Origin of the sequence: Pseudoalteromonas luteoviolacea S2607 (assembly GCF_001625575.1) — a bacterium.
GTDB lineage: Bacteria > Pseudomonadota > Gammaproteobacteria > Enterobacterales > Alteromonadaceae > Pseudoalteromonas > Pseudoalteromonas luteoviolacea_E.
In genome coordinates, this window is the sequence record NZ_AUXV01000056.1 from 205,516 (window position 1) to 222,737 (window position 17,222).

Below are 17,222 nucleotides of genomic sequence, written 5' to 3' on the forward strand. Positions count from 1 at the left end.
ATCACACTGGTCAAATTTCACCCAAGTCCGTATATATTCCAAGCACATACGAATAAAAGTACCATTTTTTCAGAGTCTTTGATGATTTGTACCTGAATTTACTTCAAGTTTTTGATACAATACGCCTCTTATTTTTAAACTAGCAAGCCGAGAAGTAGTAAGTATGCAACAATCCGTCCAATTGCAGCCGGCAGAGGCCTATCAACCACCTCGCTTTACTGTGTATCAACACCGTCAAATTGATAAAATTGAGCAGTTAGACAAACTGCCTGAGCACCTTCGCTTTCAAATGAAGGTGGTTGCTAATGTATTCCCTTTCCGTGTAAACAATTACGTTATTGACGAGTTGATTGACTGGGACAAGGTACCTAACGATCCTGTATTCCAGCTCACGTTCCCTCAGCGAGGCATGCTTGACGATGATTCTTATGATGAAATGGCTGCGCTATTAAAGCGTGACCATACACCTGAGGAGGTATTCGAGCTTGCGACTAAGCTTAGACAAAAGCTAAACCCGCATCCAGCTGGGCAAATGGATAAAAACGTCCCTTCTTTTGAAGGTGAAAACGTCGAAGGTGTGCAGCATAAGTATAAAGAAACTGTTTTATTCTTCCCTGCTCAAGGCCAGTATTGTCACTCGTACTGTACGTTCTGTTTCCGTTGGGCTCAGTTTGTTGGTAAAGCGACACGCTTTAACAACAACGATGAAGAGTTACTTCACAGATACCTAGAAGAACATACAGAGGTGACTGACCTTCTCATGACCGGTGGTGATCCTATGGTAATGCGCACAGTTAAATTGCGTAAGTATCTAGAAGCACTCAAAGAGCCAAGGTTCGACCATATTCGTACAATACGCATCGGTACTAAATCATTAACATTCTGGCCATTTAGATATGTAACCGACCCAGATGCACAAGACCTACTCGCGCTATTGAAAGAGTTAGTTGATGCAGGTAAACACGTGTCTATCATGGCACACGTTAACCACAAGCAAGAGTTACGCACAGACGTGGCAAAAGAAGCAATTAAACTTTTACGCAAAACTGGCGCTCAGATCCGTACACAAGCACCGCTTCTAAACCACTTGAATACGGACCCAAATATGTGGGCTGAGATGTGGAAAGAACAAACTCAAATGGGCATGATCCCATACTACATGTTCATTGAACGTGATACAGGTGCTAAGCGCTATTTTGAATTACCACTTCACAAAACTTGGGAAATATTCAGAGACGCTTACAAACAAGTTTCGGGTGTAAGTAGAACAGTACGTGGGCCTTCAATGAGTGCAGGACCAGGTAAAGTGGAGATTTCTGGTGTAACAGAAATCGCTGGCGAGAAGGTATTCGCGCTACGTTTCATACAGGCACGTAATCCAGAGTGGGTTCAGCGCCCGTTCTTTGCTAAGTTTGATGAGAATGCACATTGGTTAGATGATTTAAAACCAGCATTTGGTGAAGAAAAATTCTTCTGGCAAGAAGAATACGAAGCAATGTAATTCAAAAAAAGCCGACTTTAAGTCGGCTTTTACCATTCAAATAGGTGTGCCATTTTGCTAATGGTTTTTAGCGCAACGCCATGTTCATTACGTTTGGCATAAAGGTGTTGCATGGATTTATCTTTAACCTCACCAACAATCACTTCTTTGACTTGATAGCCCATCGCTTGCGCCGCACTGACATAGGCAATGAATTCCCACTTTTTTACATTTGTATTGTCAGCTATCACCAACGGGATACCTTGTGCTAATGCATTAATAAAACGAGCAAGGTTTAAGTTATGATATTGAGGCAATTTAGATTTATTAAACTCATAACGACCGTCTTCATCTGTAAAGTAGTCATCTGTAGAGCAAATGGTGTATTGAGACTCATCGCCCGCTACAAGTTCGTCAGCTAGCGTATGCGCGTAATGTGTTTTACCTGAACCTGGTAAACCTCTTAGAATAAAAGCTTGTTTCATTTAATGAAATTTCATTCCGACTATTTTTTAATTAACCCAACTATAATGCCACAAAAAAGCCCTTTCGCACAGCCTCTAAGATGGTCAATAACGCGCCACCTCACAAAATGAGTGAACATTTACAGAAATTTTTTGGTATATCCTTCAATTGGTAGTTTTTTTATGTCGCTATCAGGGGTAAGATACGGATTACGTGACTTCACACACAATCAAGCGAAATTTCGTTAAACAAAAGCGAGTCACAACAGATTTTGCATTTAGGTATATTGAAATTTCTATCTACGTGCATATATAGACAAAAACAAGTGGGCATATTAGCCCTTACATAATTAATCATTTTGGAGTAAAGATGAGCCACATAGCGATAACGGAGCTACTAGCAGGCACCGTTGCGGTAGATAGCCAAGTTACGATTAAAGGCTGGATCCGTACACGACGCGATTCAAAAGCGGGTATTTCATTTCTTGCCGTCCACGACGGTTCTTGTTTTGACCCTATTCAAGCAGTAGTACCTAATTCGCTCAATAATTATGAAGAAGTCACTCGTCTTACTGCTGGTTGTTCAGTAGCTGTAACTGGTATCCTCGTGGAGTCACAGGGCAAAGGCCAAAGCTATGAGCTTCAAGCTAACTCAGTTGAAGTACTTGGCTGGGTAGAAAATCCTGATTCATACCCAATGGCAGCAAAGCGTCACTCTATTGAGTATTTACGTGAGCATGCTCATCTGCGTCCACGTACAAACGTGATCGGTGCAGTTACTCGTGTTCGTAACTGTTTATCGCAAGCAATTCACAGATTTTTCCATGAACAAGGTTATATGTGGATCAGTACACCAATCATCACAGCAAGTGATTGTGAAGGTGCGGGTGAAATGTTCCGTGTATCAACACTTGATATGAATAACCTACCTCGTACTGACAAAGGCGATGTAGATTACAACGAAGACTTTTTTGGAAAAGAAGCGTTCTTAACCGTATCTGGTCAGTTGAACGGTGAGACATATGCAAGTGCAATGTCTAAAATCTATACTTTCGGCCCGACATTCCGTGCTGAGAACTCGAACACTTCTCGTCACTTAGCTGAATTCTGGATGGTAGAACCTGAAGTTGCATTTGCTGACTTAGATGATATCGCAGGTCTGGCTGAAAACATGCTTAAGTATGTGTTCAAAGCCGTACTTGAAGAGCGCCGCGACGACATGGAGTTTTTTGCACAGCGTATCAACAAAGAAGCTATCTCAAGACTAGAGAGCTTTGTAGACAAAGACTTTGCTCAAGTTGACTACACAGATGCAATTGACATCCTAAAAGCGTCTGGCAAAAAGTTTGAATTTGACGTTGAATGGGGCGTTGACCTTCAATCTGAACACGAACGTTACCTTGCTGAGGAGCACTTTAAAGCGCCGGTAGTTATTAAGAACTACCCTCGTGATATTAAAGCATTCTACATGCGTCAAAATGAAGATGGCAAAACTGTAGCGGCAATGGATGTTGTTGCGCCAGGCATTGGTGAAATCATCGGTGGTTCTCAGCGTGAAGAACGTTTGGACGTATTGGACGCACGTTTGGAAGAAATGGGCTTGAACAAAGAAGATTACAGCTGGTATAGAGACCTTCGTAAATATGGTACGGTTCCTCACTCTGGCTTTGGTCTTGGATTTGAGCGTCTAGTCGCATACGTAACAGGTATGGGTAACGTTCGTGACGTTATCGCATTCCCTCGTACGAAAGGCAGCGCAACTTACTAATTTTATAGTAATTTAAAATATAAAAGCCCCTCTTAATGGGGCTTTTTTGTTGCTATTTGTTTTCGCTTTGTCTTACAAGTTCACTGTTAGAGACTGCCACTTACAACATAATTTTGGCACCTGCCCAGCTCAGTGTATCTATGAGCATGCCCTAGCGTTTGTGGGGCTACACTATGTAAAGGCCCACCATTTACGCGCCAGTTTTTACCCTCAAAGCTCACTACGTCACCTGTGCTATATACACTAGGATAAGGTGCCACTTGGCTGCACACGGTTGACACTTAGGCAATTCACTAGCAATTACATCTAATAACTTATAGCCATCATCGCGTGAATCTTGATGTAATTCCCAAATAAAAATACCTGGATAACCATTCTCAGAAACGAAATCTGTTTTAGTTTTTAGGAGCTCTGGCGTTTCCCAAAAATGCACATAATTATCAAGCTCATACACACCTTGATTGTAGTCTACGTCTTCTCCTTGTACCATGGTTTCAACAATTTCTCGGGCAGTAAGCGTTTTAACTGGCCCACTAACCAAAGGGAAGGATTTGTTGTAAAAAGGTATGCCTAAACTGGTTTTAGATACGTCGTACTTAGTGATCATGCTTTGGCTCCATTCGTGTGGATTTACCAAACCACCATGAATATATTCCCAAGCCGCGTGGTGATTTTTGGGTGAACCACCCCACCCACCTGTGTAGTCATATGCCATAAAGCGAATTATATCGGCATGGTCATCCAAGTCCTTATGGAAATTGATGCCTGACCAGCCACCAGCTTGAACATCAACAGAAACCTCTAGGTTTTGTGGTAATTTTTCTCTAAGCTCTTTTACCAAATTTAATAAATAACCACTTTCAACTGGGTTAGGTTGGTTGTATGTGCTCCAATCCTCCCAATCTACATCAATACCATCCAATTTATGTAATTCAGCATAAGCAACTAAATTGTCAACAAGTCGACTTCTTGCAGCAGCGTCCATAGATAAAAAATCAACCCCCGCTCCACCAACTGAGATCATTACACCGGTGTTGTTTGCATGAGCGTGTTCTACAATATCATCTATATATCGGTCTGCTTCAGTAGTATCTAAAGAGCCATCTGCGCGAGGGTACGCAAAAGCAACGATGATATGAGTTAATTGATCTGTTGCAAGGTCTTTGACGTCTAGCTCACCACCGGCAGGATAATCCCAAGTTGAATAGAAACCTTCAACCCTAGGGCAAGACTCTGCAGCAAGCACGTTTAAACCGACTGACCCCAAAGCCAATGCAGACAATGCCGCTAAATAACTTTTTTTAAACATAACCTTCTCCATGTTGTATAGAAATTAAATTCCCTTTTTTAATAACATGAATAGGTAGCTTCTTATATTGAATTTTTGTAAAGGTATAAAGCTAAAGAAAGAGAGTCATTAATACCAATAAAAGCAACAAAATATAAAGAGCGTTAATTAACTTAATAACGACCAATTAGCATTTAGCTTTTGAACGCGTGACTCTTCATAACTGTTGCGACTAAACGTATTACTTCTATCCAAGCTTGCCTTAGCTCTGGGTTCCAGTCTTCACCCAGCCCCTTTTTTAATGTATAGAGTAAAGCATTGCCAACTGGCGTAAAGTGCGAAGCTTTGACACCATAGGTTACGTGCCTTTCGGCCAACTTTTGTAATACTGGAACCACGCTATCAAGGTCATCTAGCGACTTAACTGCCACCTTTAATGTGGCCATTAATTTTTGCCCTTGGCTTTTCATACTATTCTTAAAAAGCGCTTTAAGTGACGGGTCGTAATGAAAAAGCGTGTTGTAAAATATTTCTGCGGCTTGTTCTGCAATAGGCTCAACCTTTGCAAAGCTCTCCTGGACCAATTGCTTTTGTCTAGCTGATAAACTCATGCACGAATCTCACCTTTATAAGGTCATACAACATACTCTAGACTTAAAATTGCAGCATGGCTAATAATTGCCAAATTAAAAACATTCTACCAACTTAGCGCAAATTACATGATTATTTAAAGTGAAAAAACTTAATCGTACTCAGTACCCATTATCGTATTATTATGCTCGATTTGGCATCTTGATTGAGTATAAAAGTTATCCACTTATTACTTTTTAGTTTCCAAAAGAATACATTGTCGATAATGATTGATTAGGGTATATAAACAGCTTATTTACTCTCACTGCTGGGCACTGGATTTAAACTCACTACCCAGCAATCAAGCTCTATTTCTTCTTAGAGTAAAAGTTAGCGAATATAAAATCTCTTTCTGCAATACTCGCATGGCAATTTGAGCAAGTGTGCTTAATAGCGGGCTCACTCCCCTTACCTGCCAATATTATATTTCCCAACTTATCAAACTGGACATACTCCCAATCTCCATACCCTTCAGAGTAGCCCTTTTCCCTTTTTAACATCATAGTAATTGTTAAGGCATCATGCGGTGCACCCGACTGAGAGGAAAAGTTTTCTTTGAGTACAATAGTACCCGGTTTATACATTCTAAATTTAGGGTCTGCTAATTCTTCTTCCTCTTCTTCTTCATCATAGTCTTGGTAATATCGAAGGTACTCCAAATAATTATTTTCGTAAGCTCTGACGTCTTTATTCAAAAAAACGACAATAAACTGCTGCCAATGAAGTCCAGAGTGCTCAAAGCCCGTTACACGATGCCAACTAGTTCGATAGTCTTTAAGTGCTTCTTGGTATTTTTCTGGGATCTTAAAAGGGTATACTTTAAAAGGATCCGCGCCAGCTGTTCCCACATTTAAAAGCGCACTCATACAAAGTAATGCCATTATACGTTTCATAGAAAAGCCTTAGTTAAGAGCCAATTTCAAAGTCGCACGCTTTTTACCTTTGTACATAACATCGACACTGGTCTCTTGCCCCTTGCCCAACTTCAACTCCACAGGGTCATATTTAGGTATTTGCAACACGAATTCAGTATGAGAACCTACATCCAATTTAATTGGGTATACTTTTTGTTTTTTACTGAATGGCAGCACTTGATAAGCATCTGAGTTCACATTCGCGATATAACTACGCATTTTGGGGTGTATCTTACAACCTATACGTGTAAGCGTATTTTCAGACCAATCTGCCGAGACTTTTGTTGTTTGCCCTTGATTCATTAAGCCAACATCAAATTTAACCCCTGAATTTGGGTCATTTGCAAAAATGTTGTGCTGAAACTCGTCAGAGTTTTTAAAAGTGATTTCGCCTTTTGGGCCAATGACTACAGCTTTTTTATCAAACACTTTATTTGATTGATCTAATTCAGCCTTTTGAGGCCCAACACCTCCTTTTGCATACACAACCCCTACAAATGATGGTCTTTTCACAAACTCAAGCTCACCAGTCAACGTCGCTGCTTCGACACAGAATACTGAACTAACCGCCACCATTAACATTGCGTACTTTTTCATATCTACTCCTTAATTCGGTAAAATTGGTCTTTCAATTACAACTGGATCAGTCAACGCTGCCATAAACGCTATCAAATCTGCTTTTTCTTGTGGATTTAGATTAAGTGGAACAATCAATGGACTCACGCTTTTGACATTAACCGCGCCCTTATCATAATGATCTACCACTTCCTCTAGGCTCGCTAGAGAACCGTCGTGCATATATGGTGCGCTCATGATAATGTTTCTTAGCCCCGGGGTTTTAAAAGCGCCCATTAACTCTTTATTTTTGTCGATGGCAAAGCGCCCTTCATCGCCACTTTGAATGCCTATATTGTGAAAGCTGTCATCTGTAAAGTTTGCACCATCATGGCATTTTACACAGCGAGCTTTACCTACAAACAATTTCAAACCTCTGACCGCAGACATTGACATTGCTTCTTTTTGACCGGCAAGATATTTATCAAACGCCGAGTCATCACTTACAATCGTCATTTCAAATGCCGCAATTGCTTTACCAACATTCTCAAACGTCATCTCACCGTATAGCTCTTTGAATTCTTTTTTATAAAACGATACTTTTTCAAGCCTTTGTAGGACATCTTTCGGTGTCATTTGCATCTCAACATCTGAGACTAGCGGTCCTAACGCCTGCTCTTGCAAAGAGCCAGCCCTTCCATCCCAAAAGAAGATCCCAGACCATGCCAAGTTATATAGGTGTGGCGCATTACGGCCAAGAATATCTCCGCCGCTTCCTATTCCCTTTGCTACTCCATCACTGAAACCTAATTCTGGGTTATGACAAGTTGCACAAGATTGGTTTTGGTGTTTTGACAATCTATTATCAAAAAATAGCATTTTGCCTAATTGAACTTCTCTATCCGATGGCTCTTCTTCATCTATGTACTCGATGTCATCAACATCAGGTGTCGCTAAATTGCCAAACACAGGCATATCTTTGGCTTGTAGCTGAGTACAAAATATCAAAGGTAAAGCGGCTAAAACCAACTTCTTACAATCCATTACTCATCCCCCGAAACAGTTTGTTTACACACGTTAATTTTAATGGTTAAACTTTGACCTTATCGAAGGATTGACTATATTTGTCAATAAATCAAAAAATTAGCCTATTTTAATAAAAGTTTCGTAAATTCGGTAAACTAACAAACTTAACTTAAATTAAGATAGCTAATACAAACTCTGAGACACTCATAACAACATGATGATTTCTAGATTTGTTCCAGGTATCGCTGCGCAAATGCTCTTGGCTTTTGGTGTAATCACATCCTTGGGGATATTCAGTAACTTTTTCGTTTATTTAAGCACTGGAACACTAGCACAAAATTTCACCCAAGTTTCCTCTGTGTCTATTCCATTGGTGAACGTTAATTCAGACCTTAAAATGAATATCTTGGACTCTCTGATTGCACTAGAGGAGCAAATCATAACTGGTAGTAATGACACCGCGAAAAACAATGCTATCGCTCAGAGAAATACAGCGTGGCGAGATATCGATAGTGACTTTAAAGCACTTGCGCAGTTTGCAAAGGAAACTGGGTTTGACGAGGTAAAGCTCAACACCATAAAAGGCCACTTGCAACAATTAAAATATGAGCAAAAAGTCATCTCTGACATAGCCAATACGCTCGATAATGAGCCTGCTGTAAAATTGCTGGTTAACGAAGCTATCCCATTAACAGAATCAATGGTTGCGCTTCTAGCACAAATGATAGAGATAGAAAGAGAAGAGGACGTAGATGAAGATAGGTTCGAATTATTCAAACTATTGGTAGACTCCGAAATTAGCTTTGCGACCGCGATTTCTGAGCTCAGAGCTTTTTTATTGACTCGGGAGCAAAAGAACATCGATGGCTTTGACCAAGCTTGGTTTCAAAATAGCGACGCTTTTGTATCGATATTAGATGACTATGAAGACCTATTTACCGAAGATCAATTAGAGTATTGGAATGCTTACAGCGAAGAAAGGGAAAAGCTCGCACCAATTACTATTCGCGCATTTGAAAAGCAAGCCAGTGAAGAGTCCAACTTCGCAAATAACCACCTAAGAAAAGTGATAAAACCATTAACGGCGACGATTTTTGATGAACTACAAGCCATGAATCAACACGTTACAGATGTTACGAAACAAGGGATTGATGATACACAAAGCGCGCTTTCAAACATGTTCATCGTCCTTGCTATCAGTTCAATTCTAACCATCATAATTGCGGGCACAATAAGCGTCGTATTTAGTAACAAATTGAAAAACCGTGTTCAGTCATTGCTTGCACGCGCCAAAAATATTTCTGTTGGAGATTTTAAAACCCAAACAGACTACTTTGTCATTCGCTCAAACGACGAGCTTAATCAACTGTCCGAGAGCTTTAATCATATGACTCTTTCGCTCTCTTCCACTATTTCTACTGTTCGGAGACAATCAAGACAAGTTGGTCACTCAGCGCATCAAGTCGCCGCGATTGCTACCGAAATCTCTACCGTTGCCAAGAACGAAAACTCCAGTTATTCAGAGGTTATGCGGGTCATTGAATCCTTTATGGACTTACTAGTAGAATCTGGGCAAGCAATTGAACAAAGCCAAACAGTCCTCGAACAAGCAAAAACACAAGCTGATACCGGCATTGCTGCGGTTAATAGCAATTTAGATGAAATGAATAAAACCGTCGATGTTGTTACATTAGCGTCTGCAGGGGTTGAGGAGCTGAAAACAGCCAGTGAAGAAATCGAGTCGGTAACAGATGCCATATCAACCGTTGCAGACCAAACGGCACTGATCGCGCTCAATGCCGCCATTGAAGCCGCTCGAGCAGGAGAACAAGGCCGTGGTTTCGCTGTTGTAGCAGACGAGGTGCGCAGCCTCGCGCAAAGAACGGCTAATTCTACTGATGAAATAAGAAACGTCATCTCCCAACTAACTAATAAAGTAGGCGATGTCATTAGGTTGATGACAGATATTATCCATCAGGTAGATGTGAGTAAAACCCGCTCAGATGAAAGTGGCCAAGCGCTTCGAGCGATGACAACAACCATCGAGAGTATTATTGATGCTAACGACCAAATTGCACACCGTTCAGATGAACAAAGCAATCAAATGCTCGAGATGCAATTAAAGCTTCAACATCTGTTTTCATCACTTCAGCAAAATGCGGAAAAGGCACAAATGGTGTCCATGATTGGCGGAGACTTGTATCAGACTTCCGAACTTGTAAATAGCTTAATGGATGGCTTCCATTTTGACGAAGATGACGGCTTAGTTCAGAAAAAACATGAAAAGAGGCGTTCAGATCGACTCGAAGCTAAGGTTAAAATTAAAATATCGCAAGATGACAAAGACTACTCCACCATTACTAGAGAGCTTAGTTGCGTTGGTTGCGGAATAAGACTCAGTAAGCAGTTAAATCAGGAGCTAGATATTGACTCTGCGGTTATGCTAGTGATGTATTTACCTAGAAAGAACTACAAAGAGTACATGGACCAAGCACCGATGAAAATCACCGCCCGTGTCGTTCGTAAAGAAGATAAAAATAGTGAATACACCTACTACGGCTTAGAGTTTTCAGCAAAAGATACAGATCAAAAAAATGCCCTATCTGAGCTATATGAGTTTTTCGATCAGTAAAATTCCACAAAAAAATACCCAGCCTTTGCTGGGTATTAGTATTAATTAAAAGCAAGCTTTCAATTAAAGGATTTCTAGAAGCTCAACATCAAAGATTAGAGTTGAGTAAGGCGCGATTGAAGCACCTGCACCACGCTCGCCATATGCTAGGTCGTGTGGAATGTATAGACGCAATTTAGTGCCTGTAGTCATAAGCTGTAGTGCTTCAGTCCAACCTTTGATTACACCATTTACTGGGAATTCAGCTGGCTGACCGCGGTCATATGAGCTATCAAAAACTGTACCATTGATTAGTGTACCGTGGTAGTGTACACGTACTGTAGAATCAGCGGCTGGCTTATCACCTTCACCAGTAGAAACTACTTCGTACTGTAAACCTGACTCAGTCACAGTTACTTCAGCACGCTTTGCGTTTTCTTCTAAGAAAGCTGTACCTTCTGCGGCTAGTACTTTTGCTTCTTCTTCACGGCGCGCTTGGATTTCGCTGTTAATTTTTTCGAAAGCAGCTTGGATCTCAGGGATCTCAACGCGGAATTCACCACCTGTGTAAGCATCTTTCATGCCTTCAAATACTGCGTTTAAATCAAGACCTTCAAAAGGATTAGCTTTTAATTGCTCACCCATTTGTAGACCGATACCATAGCTCGCTTTACCTGCGTCCGTATTGAATAAATCTGACATATCAAATTCACTTTATTTATCAGCTTAAAAGGACGCGCAGTGTAGCACAGTGAAAACATAACTTATAGGGCGCGGTTCAAAACGATACCCTATAAGTTAAAAAGAATTAAGATTGCTGTTCTTGATGTCGAGATTTAAGTTTATTTACTAGGAATGTTGCAAATGGTAGGGAAAGCACAAGGCCAATTAACAGCTCATTGCTGTATCCTGCGAGTTTGTCGCCAAAGAACACCCCAAAGCCTATGATGCCAAATACTGAAATCACAATCGAGGCAAGGAATGGCCATAACTTTTCATACTTTGTAACTAAATGCCCTATCAGCACATTGTACAAAAATGTATATAAAAGGGTTTGCCATAGTGTTGGCTCAGTTTGACCGTCAATTGACATGATTACAGCCATTTGCAATCCGCTCAAATAGAAAAAACTAAAGACAATCCATAGTGAACAATGTTTAACAACATTTTGGGCCATTGAACTCTCCTAACGAAAAAAACCGCCGTTAGGCGGTTTTGAGAATGAGGTGGCGGAGAGATAGGGATTTGAACCCTAGATACGCTATTAACGTATGCCGGTTTTCAAGACCGGTGCTTTCAACCACTCAGCCATCTCTCCGTTGTTGGCGCGCATAATAATTGCTAATAATACTTATGTAAAGTATTTTTTTGACTATTTCGCAATTGTTATTGCACCACATATATACTCAATAATACTGCTTTGGCCGTTTGGCCAGCAAAGCAAACAAGATGCTAATTGTCAGTAAAGAAATGAGTAAAGTACCAGACTCTACAGCAATATGTATCATCTGATCCCAGCTGTTCCATCGCTGTTCAAAAAGCGGTATCAAAGATATGGTCCCTACCAACATCAATATCTTCAGCGCTCTGATGAAATCAAATCGACGGTTAAAGTTCATCCAAGCAGTCAAAATTATCAAAATGGTGATCGGCGCCAACAAAACCAACCACGTATTGTCTAATAATGATAACAATAGCTTGCTTGATAATAACCCTATAACTCCCCATACGATCCAAACCCACCATTTTTCACGCTGCTTTAGAAAGAGATCTCCCATAGCTTGTCTTCTTATAATTATAGTTAGGTAATAAATTAGGTACTATATAAAGTAGCATTACAAGACTAACAAAGAGAGTTCAAAAAACAACCATTGACTTAAAATACTTGTGACGGGCCTTCAAGACACTCAGTATTTAACCGAAATAAAACCGACGAGCACACCCTCTCACGCGGCTAATTTTAGTTGCTTAAAGTAAAAATAAACCAGCATTTAGCCTAAGTGCAAATAAATGCAAAACGCATATTCCAAGCATCAATAATTTGGTTTTGTTATAAGTGTTTATTTTAGACGACGCTAGAAACACAAAGTTTAATTAAAAAAGCTTATAATTATTAAAAACTTAATATATACCAATTATTACTTTTTCTCTTCTCAATATGTCTTGACTTTGAACTACCTATAACGATAATGCAAACCATTATCAGTTGCGACCCCAGATTGGTACAATTACTCTAACTTCAATCTATTGAATAACTGACATCGATTGCGCTGTTTATTGCAGCTTTTTTTGTTCTTCTGGAATAGGGTTTTATGGACAATTCAAAACTTCGAACTTCTCTTAAAAAACGTCCCTCTCTTCGCCTAGGGCCGATTTCTATCGCATTATCAACAGTGCTCGCGAGTACACATTCCTTTGCCGAGTTGGCCTCAGACGAGGTTCAATCTGCTAATGAGATTGAGCGTATCTATGTGACGGCTTCAACAGTCGGTAACTATTCAGACGCTGCAACTAAATCTGCAACTAAGATGATTTTATCACTAAAGGAAACGCCGCAATCGGTATCCGTTATTACTCAACAACAATTAGAAGATTGGAAATCAATCAATATTAAAGATGTGTTACAACACACGACTGGTGTTTATGCCAATAGTGGCCGTAGTCACGACCGTACGCAATTTATTGTTCGTGGTGACAATGTCAATCTTATTCAAATTGATGGCGTTCAACAGTTTCCTGGTGGTCGAAGAGCCGACATTAACGGCGACTCTATTGCCTACGAGCGTGTTGAAATTTTGCGTGGTGCAAATGGTTTAATGACGGGCGTCGGCTCCCCTACAGCCACAATTAATTTGGTGCGAAAGCGTGCTGTGAGTAAGGAACTAAAAGGCCACATTGGTGTGATGACGGGTCGTTGGAATAATGATCGAGTTGAGTTAGATATCTCCACGCCGTTAAGTCATGACGGTAGCATCCGAGGCAGAATAGCAGCGGCACATTACGACAGAGACTCATTTGTCGATAGATATGGACAAGAAAAAACGTCTATTTATGCAACGGCTGAAGGTGATCTAACTGACACAACACTCATTCGTGTTGGTTATGAGTATGCCGATACAGCGTCTCGTGGTGTTATTAATTCTCACGCAGCGCCCTATTACTATGCAGACGGCAGTCTATTCAACCCTAAAAGAAGCGACACGGGATTAACTGCTAAAAATAGTAGTTGGCCACTGGAAGAAAATACCTACTTCGCATCGCTCAGCCACGGCTTCGACAATGGCTGGCAATTAAACTCAATCGCCACATACAACACCATAGATATGGAAGGTGGTAAGCTCTTCTTCCTTTATGAGAATGGCTATTATAATCAAGATGGATTTACTGATGATGGTTTTGGCATGAGTGCCGTAATTAGTAGCTCTAAAGATGTTCAAAGAACTTTTGACGTCAACTTACAAGGCAACTTCGAGTTTCTTGGGCAAGAACATGACCTCATTGTTGGCTACAACAGCTTTGACCGCGAAAGAACATACATTGGTAATGAGCATAATCAAGAAGAAGTTCAAATTGGTGATATTGATAAAATAAATTACTTCACATGGACTGGTGACATTCCTCATTACCCATTTAATGATACTCACCCAAATAGGCTCGAAACTCATGTCAGCAGTGGTATTTACTTTGCAACTCGACTATCTCTTACTGACAACCTAAAGACCATTATCGGTGCAAGAAGAACCGACTGGGAATATAAAGAGTTTGGCCAGAACGAAGAACAAAATGGCGTAGATGTACGCGAGCACACTGTAAAGCAAGTAGAGACAGAAACCACACCTTATGCCGGCATAATTTATGATATTAATGATGAGTATAGTGTGTATGCAAGCTACTCCGATGCATTTGAACCCCAGCTAGAATATGACAAAAACATGAAGCTTCATGGTCCGATTATTGGCGACAGCCTTGAAGCAGGACTGAAAGCTGAAATAGGCTTACTCAACTTTTCTTTTGCAATCTTCGAATCCAACAAAATGAACGAAGCAATAGACGACCCTGCTTTTGACCGTCGCTTCAGATTTGAAGGCACCCGTATAAACCCAACAATCGTGGTTGATACTGGAACAACCCGTGGCCTTGAATTGGAACTCAGTGGAGAAGTATCGCCAGGGTTTAATGTTTATACAGGTTACTCTTATGCTAAAACAGAAGATCAAGATGGTGAGCAACTAAACTCTGATATTCCTAAACAGCTATTCAACCTATATACAACATACCAACCGTCAGACTTTGTCGAAGGGTTGACTGTTGGTTTTGGTATGAACTGGAAAGATGGCTACTGGGTTGAAAGTGGCAGGCCTAACATCCAAGGTCGTGAACGCCGTGATCATGGTTCTATTACCTTATTCAATTTAATGGCTAGGTACGATGTGACAGACTCATTAAGCGTTTCGCTAAACGTTGATAATGTATTTGATAAAAGCTATCACAATGATATCGCACCGTGGAGTGGGTCCGTAACATGGGGCGAGCCTCGCAACTGGAAACTTTCTGCAAGATATAGCTTTTAAATAAAATAAGAATCAAAATGTAAAGCGAGTTTATTTTATGACTCGCTTACTTCAAAGCCAAGTCACACCTCCCTACACATTTTGGACAGATATTTTCTTCTTTCTAAATCAGATACAACTGTAAATATTATGTTACAACAATATTCTTTTGGAACAATTATATAGCTCAGCGCTGAGCTGAAAATCACCTCATCTTACCAGTGTTTATTTTTCACCCAACTATTGAATCCCAACCGTATCTCAGATTATTTGTATACCTGCTCATTTTCGAGCTAATAAAGGAAAGATACATCATGAAAAAGGTTAAAATAATACTATCTGCGCTTACGGCGATAAGCTCTTGCGCTTTTGCAAGCAGCAACACCGACGTGACGCCAAGTGTCGTCGGCGGGATTGAAACCCCAGCATATTCAAGACCATATCAAGTCGCACTACTAATGAATGGTAGACAAGGTTGCGGTGGTACACTCATTAGTCCAGACTGGGTATTGACCGCGGCACACTGCCTAGATAGTGCATCTACCGCCAGTCTTACGGTCCGTGTTGGCGCACATTCTATCAGTCGTGGTGACGGGCAGACACTGCGTGTATCTCAGATTATCAATCATGAGCGTTGGCGTGGCGCAAATGGGATCCGTTCGGGTTACGATATTGCGTTACTAAAACTGGCGTCACCTGCACCCAATCAGTATACACCGGCTAAACTGCCTACCACTGCAATAGAATCCCAATACGCTAACGTTGGTAATTATGTCACTGTTTCGGGCTGGGGCCTCACTTCAAATCGTGGACGACCTAGCGATGTATTAAGAGAAGCGGAGCTTCCTGTGATCAGCAATAGTAGTTGTAGTTCACTGCTTAACTTTTCTATTCCAGGCTCCGTCGTGTGTGGTGGTGGCGAAGGTGGCCGTTCAGCATGTAACGGCGACAGTGGTGGTCCATATGCAGTGAGAGTCGGTAATGACTTCTATAGTATCGGTACCGTCAGTTGGGGCATCGCATGTCAAGGTGCAACTGCATTTACACGTACCACCAGTTACCTAGATTGGATCAAGCAAAAAACAGGGATAGGCGACAACCCTACTGACAACCCGCCTGTCGCTAACTTCACTTATTCAGTCAGTGGCACAGTCGCTAATTTCACTAACCAATCTACGGATGACAAGGGTATCACTCAGTATCAGTGGAATTTTGGTCAAGGTAACGCGACATCATCAGCTCAAAACCCAAGCTTCGATTATGCTACAGCTGGTAACTTCAATGTCACACTTACTGTTACGGATACTAAAAACCAAACAAGTAGCACGTCAAAAGTTGTCAACATCGGCACGCCACCAGATTGTGCGCCTAGCTGGGACGCTCAAAAGAGTTATGCACCTGGTGAAAAAGTGTCATTCAATGGCACTGTATACGAGGCAATTTGGTGGTCACAAGGTGCTCAGCCAGACCTGTATAGCAATGTTTGGCGAAAAGGTAGAGACTGTGATGGCTCCTCAGATATAAAAGCAGACTTTGCGGTATCCACTAACGGGTTAAGTGTCTCATTACAAAACAACAGTACGGGTAGCACAGGCTCCAGCTGGAATTTTGGAGACGGTAAATCTAGCACTGAGAATTCACCGACCCATACTTACGCACAAGCTGGCCAATATACAATTGAGCTGCGTGTCAGTAACAGAGATGGCCAATCAGATACAATTAGCAAGACGGTTTCGGTGCGGGATGGTTCTACGGGCTGTAATGGGTTACCTACATGGTCAGCGACAGCAGTGTATTTAAAAGGTGATCGAGTCGCACATGCTGGAAATATCTATGAGGCTAATTGGTGGGTTCAGGGTGAAAACCCTTCTGAGTCCGGCCAATGGGGGCCGTGGAAAAAACTCGGCACTTGTAACTAATATGAGTACAAATTAGC

The 17,222-nt window shown here is 41.1% G+C and carries 14 protein-coding genes and 1 tRNA gene; 5 read left to right on the forward strand and 10 right to left on the reverse strand.

Translation table 11 applies throughout. The features are described 5' to 3' along the window. Window positions 1-163: 163 nt before the first annotated feature. On the forward strand, window positions 164-1,501 hold the full coding sequence (locus N480_RS18090) for a KamA family radical SAM protein (RefSeq protein ID WP_063373838.1): 1,338 nt from the start codon (window positions 164-166) through the stop codon (window positions 1,499-1,501). Window positions 1,502-1,530: 29 nt separating this feature from the next. Here N480_RS18090 and N480_RS18095 read toward each other — a convergent pair whose 3' ends face one another. Continuing rightward, window positions 1,531-1,965, reverse strand: a complete 435-nt coding sequence (locus N480_RS18095) for an ATP-binding protein (RefSeq protein WP_063373839.1) — start codon at window positions 1,963-1,965, stop codon at window positions 1,531-1,533. Between the two features lie 349 nt (window positions 1,966-2,314). On the opposite strand from N480_RS18095, the gene asnS reads away from it, so the two are divergent. Beyond that, window positions 2,315-3,712: an asparagine--tRNA ligase gene (asnS, locus tag N480_RS18100; protein ID WP_063373840.1), complete on the forward strand. Its 1,398-nt coding sequence runs from the start codon at window positions 2,315-2,317 to the stop codon at window positions 3,710-3,712. Window positions 3,713-3,932: 220 nt separating this feature from the next. Here asnS and N480_RS18105 read toward each other — a convergent pair whose 3' ends face one another. From N480_RS18105 to N480_RS18125, 5 genes are all read right to left on the reverse strand, one after another. Further along, window positions 3,933-5,021 (reverse strand): glycoside hydrolase family 18 protein, encoded by a 1,089-nt coding sequence (locus N480_RS18105; RefSeq protein WP_231102284.1) that lies wholly within the window; start codon window positions 5,019-5,021, stop codon window positions 3,933-3,935. Between the two features lie 173 nt (window positions 5,022-5,194). Further along, window positions 5,195-5,611: a globin family protein gene (locus N480_RS18110; protein WP_063373841.1), complete on the reverse strand. Its 417-nt coding sequence runs from the start codon at window positions 5,609-5,611 to the stop codon at window positions 5,195-5,197. A gap of 327 nt (window positions 5,612-5,938) precedes the next feature. Beyond that, window positions 5,939-6,523: a cytochrome P460 family protein gene (locus N480_RS18115; RefSeq protein ID WP_081231918.1), complete on the reverse strand. Its 585-nt coding sequence runs from the start codon at window positions 6,521-6,523 to the stop codon at window positions 5,939-5,941. 9 nt (window positions 6,524-6,532) lie between these two features. Next, window positions 6,533-7,141 (reverse strand): hypothetical protein, encoded by a 609-nt coding sequence (locus N480_RS18120; RefSeq protein ID WP_063373843.1) that lies wholly within the window; start codon window positions 7,139-7,141, stop codon window positions 6,533-6,535. 9 nt (window positions 7,142-7,150) lie between these two features. Continuing rightward, window positions 7,151-8,143, reverse strand: a complete 993-nt coding sequence (locus N480_RS18125; protein ID WP_063373844.1) for a cytochrome-c peroxidase — start codon at window positions 8,141-8,143, stop codon at window positions 7,151-7,153. Between the two features lie 196 nt (window positions 8,144-8,339). Here N480_RS18125 and N480_RS18130 point away from each other — a divergent pair, with 196 nt between their 5' ends. After that, window positions 8,340-10,757 carry a methyl-accepting chemotaxis protein gene (locus tag N480_RS18130; protein WP_063373845.1) on the forward strand — a complete coding sequence of 806 codons (2,418 nt, stop codon included), beginning with the start codon at window positions 8,340-8,342 and terminating at the stop codon, window positions 10,755-10,757. Window positions 10,758-10,820: 63 nt separating this feature from the next. On the opposite strand, the gene N480_RS18135 is transcribed toward N480_RS18130, so the two are convergent. The 4 genes from N480_RS18135 to N480_RS18150 form a co-directional block, all read right to left on the reverse strand. Further along, entirely contained in the window at window positions 10,821-11,438 is a 618-nt protein-coding gene (locus N480_RS18135; protein WP_063373846.1) for an FKBP-type peptidyl-prolyl cis-trans isomerase, read from the reverse strand. A gap of 106 nt (window positions 11,439-11,544) precedes the next feature. Beyond that, entirely contained in the window at window positions 11,545-11,913 is a 369-nt protein-coding gene (locus tag N480_RS18140) for a hypothetical protein (protein ID WP_063373847.1), read from the reverse strand. 50 nt (window positions 11,914-11,963) lie between these two features. After that, window positions 11,964-12,054 (reverse strand) — tRNA-Ser (locus N480_RS18145). An 88-nt stretch (window positions 12,055-12,142) separates the two neighbouring features. Next, window positions 12,143-12,514 carry a hypothetical protein gene (locus N480_RS18150; RefSeq protein ID WP_063373848.1) on the reverse strand — a complete coding sequence of 124 codons (372 nt, stop codon included), beginning with the start codon at window positions 12,512-12,514 and terminating at the stop codon, window positions 12,143-12,145. A gap of 534 nt (window positions 12,515-13,048) precedes the next feature. Between N480_RS18150 and N480_RS18155 the strand changes: the two genes are divergently transcribed. Together N480_RS18155 and N480_RS18160 are read left to right on the forward strand one after the other, a co-directional pair. After that, window positions 13,049-15,307 (forward strand): TonB-dependent siderophore receptor, encoded by a 2,259-nt coding sequence (locus N480_RS18155; protein ID WP_063373849.1) that lies wholly within the window; start codon window positions 13,049-13,051, stop codon window positions 15,305-15,307. Window positions 15,308-15,600: 293 nt separating this feature from the next. Further along, window positions 15,601-17,205: a trypsin-like serine protease gene (locus tag N480_RS18160; RefSeq protein WP_063373850.1), complete on the forward strand. Its 1,605-nt coding sequence runs from the start codon at window positions 15,601-15,603 to the stop codon at window positions 17,203-17,205. Window positions 17,206-17,222: the final 17 nt, after the last annotated feature.

Bases quoted from the DNA above. Each gene is read 5' to 3' on its own strand.
- N480_RS18130 (WP_063373845.1), top strand. From the start codon at position 8,340: ATGATGATTTCTAGATTTGTTCCAGGTATCGCTGCGCAAATGCTCTTG.
- asnS (WP_063373840.1), top strand. From the start codon at position 2,315: ATGAGCCACATAGCGATAACGGAGCTACTAGCAGGCACCGTTGCGGTA.
- N480_RS18095 (WP_063373839.1), bottom strand. From the start codon at position 1,965: ATGAAACAAGCTTTTATTCTAAGAGGTTTACCAGGTTCAGGTAAAACA.
- N480_RS18155 (WP_063373849.1), top strand. From the start codon at position 13,049: ATGGACAATTCAAAACTTCGAACTTCTCTTAAAAAACGTCCCTCTCTT.
- N480_RS18160 (WP_063373850.1), top strand. From the start codon at position 15,601: ATGAAAAAGGTTAAAATAATACTATCTGCGCTTACGGCGATAAGCTCT.
- N480_RS18140 (WP_063373847.1), bottom strand. From the start codon at position 11,913: ATGGCCCAAAATGTTGTTAAACATTGTTCACTATGGATTGTCTTTAGT.
- N480_RS18135 (WP_063373846.1), bottom strand. From the start codon at position 11,438: ATGTCAGATTTATTCAATACGGACGCAGGTAAAGCGAGCTATGGTATC.
- N480_RS18150 (WP_063373848.1), bottom strand. From the start codon at position 12,514: ATGGGAGATCTCTTTCTAAAGCAGCGTGAAAAATGGTGGGTTTGGATC.
- N480_RS18120 (WP_063373843.1), bottom strand. From the start codon at position 7,141: ATGAAAAAGTACGCAATGTTAATGGTGGCGGTTAGTTCAGTATTCTGT.
- N480_RS18105 (WP_231102284.1), bottom strand. From the start codon at position 5,021: ATGTTTAAAAAAAGTTATTTAGCGGCATTGTCTGCATTGGCTTTGGGG.
- N480_RS18115 (WP_081231918.1), bottom strand. From the start codon at position 6,523: ATGAAACGTATAATGGCATTACTTTGTATGAGTGCGCTTTTAAATGTG.
- N480_RS18110 (WP_063373841.1), bottom strand. From the start codon at position 5,611: ATGAGTTTATCAGCTAGACAAAAGCAATTGGTCCAGGAGAGCTTTGCA.
- N480_RS18090 (WP_063373838.1), top strand. From the start codon at position 164: ATGCAACAATCCGTCCAATTGCAGCCGGCAGAGGCCTATCAACCACCT.
- N480_RS18125 (WP_063373844.1), bottom strand. From the start codon at position 8,143: ATGGATTGTAAGAAGTTGGTTTTAGCCGCTTTACCTTTGATATTTTGT.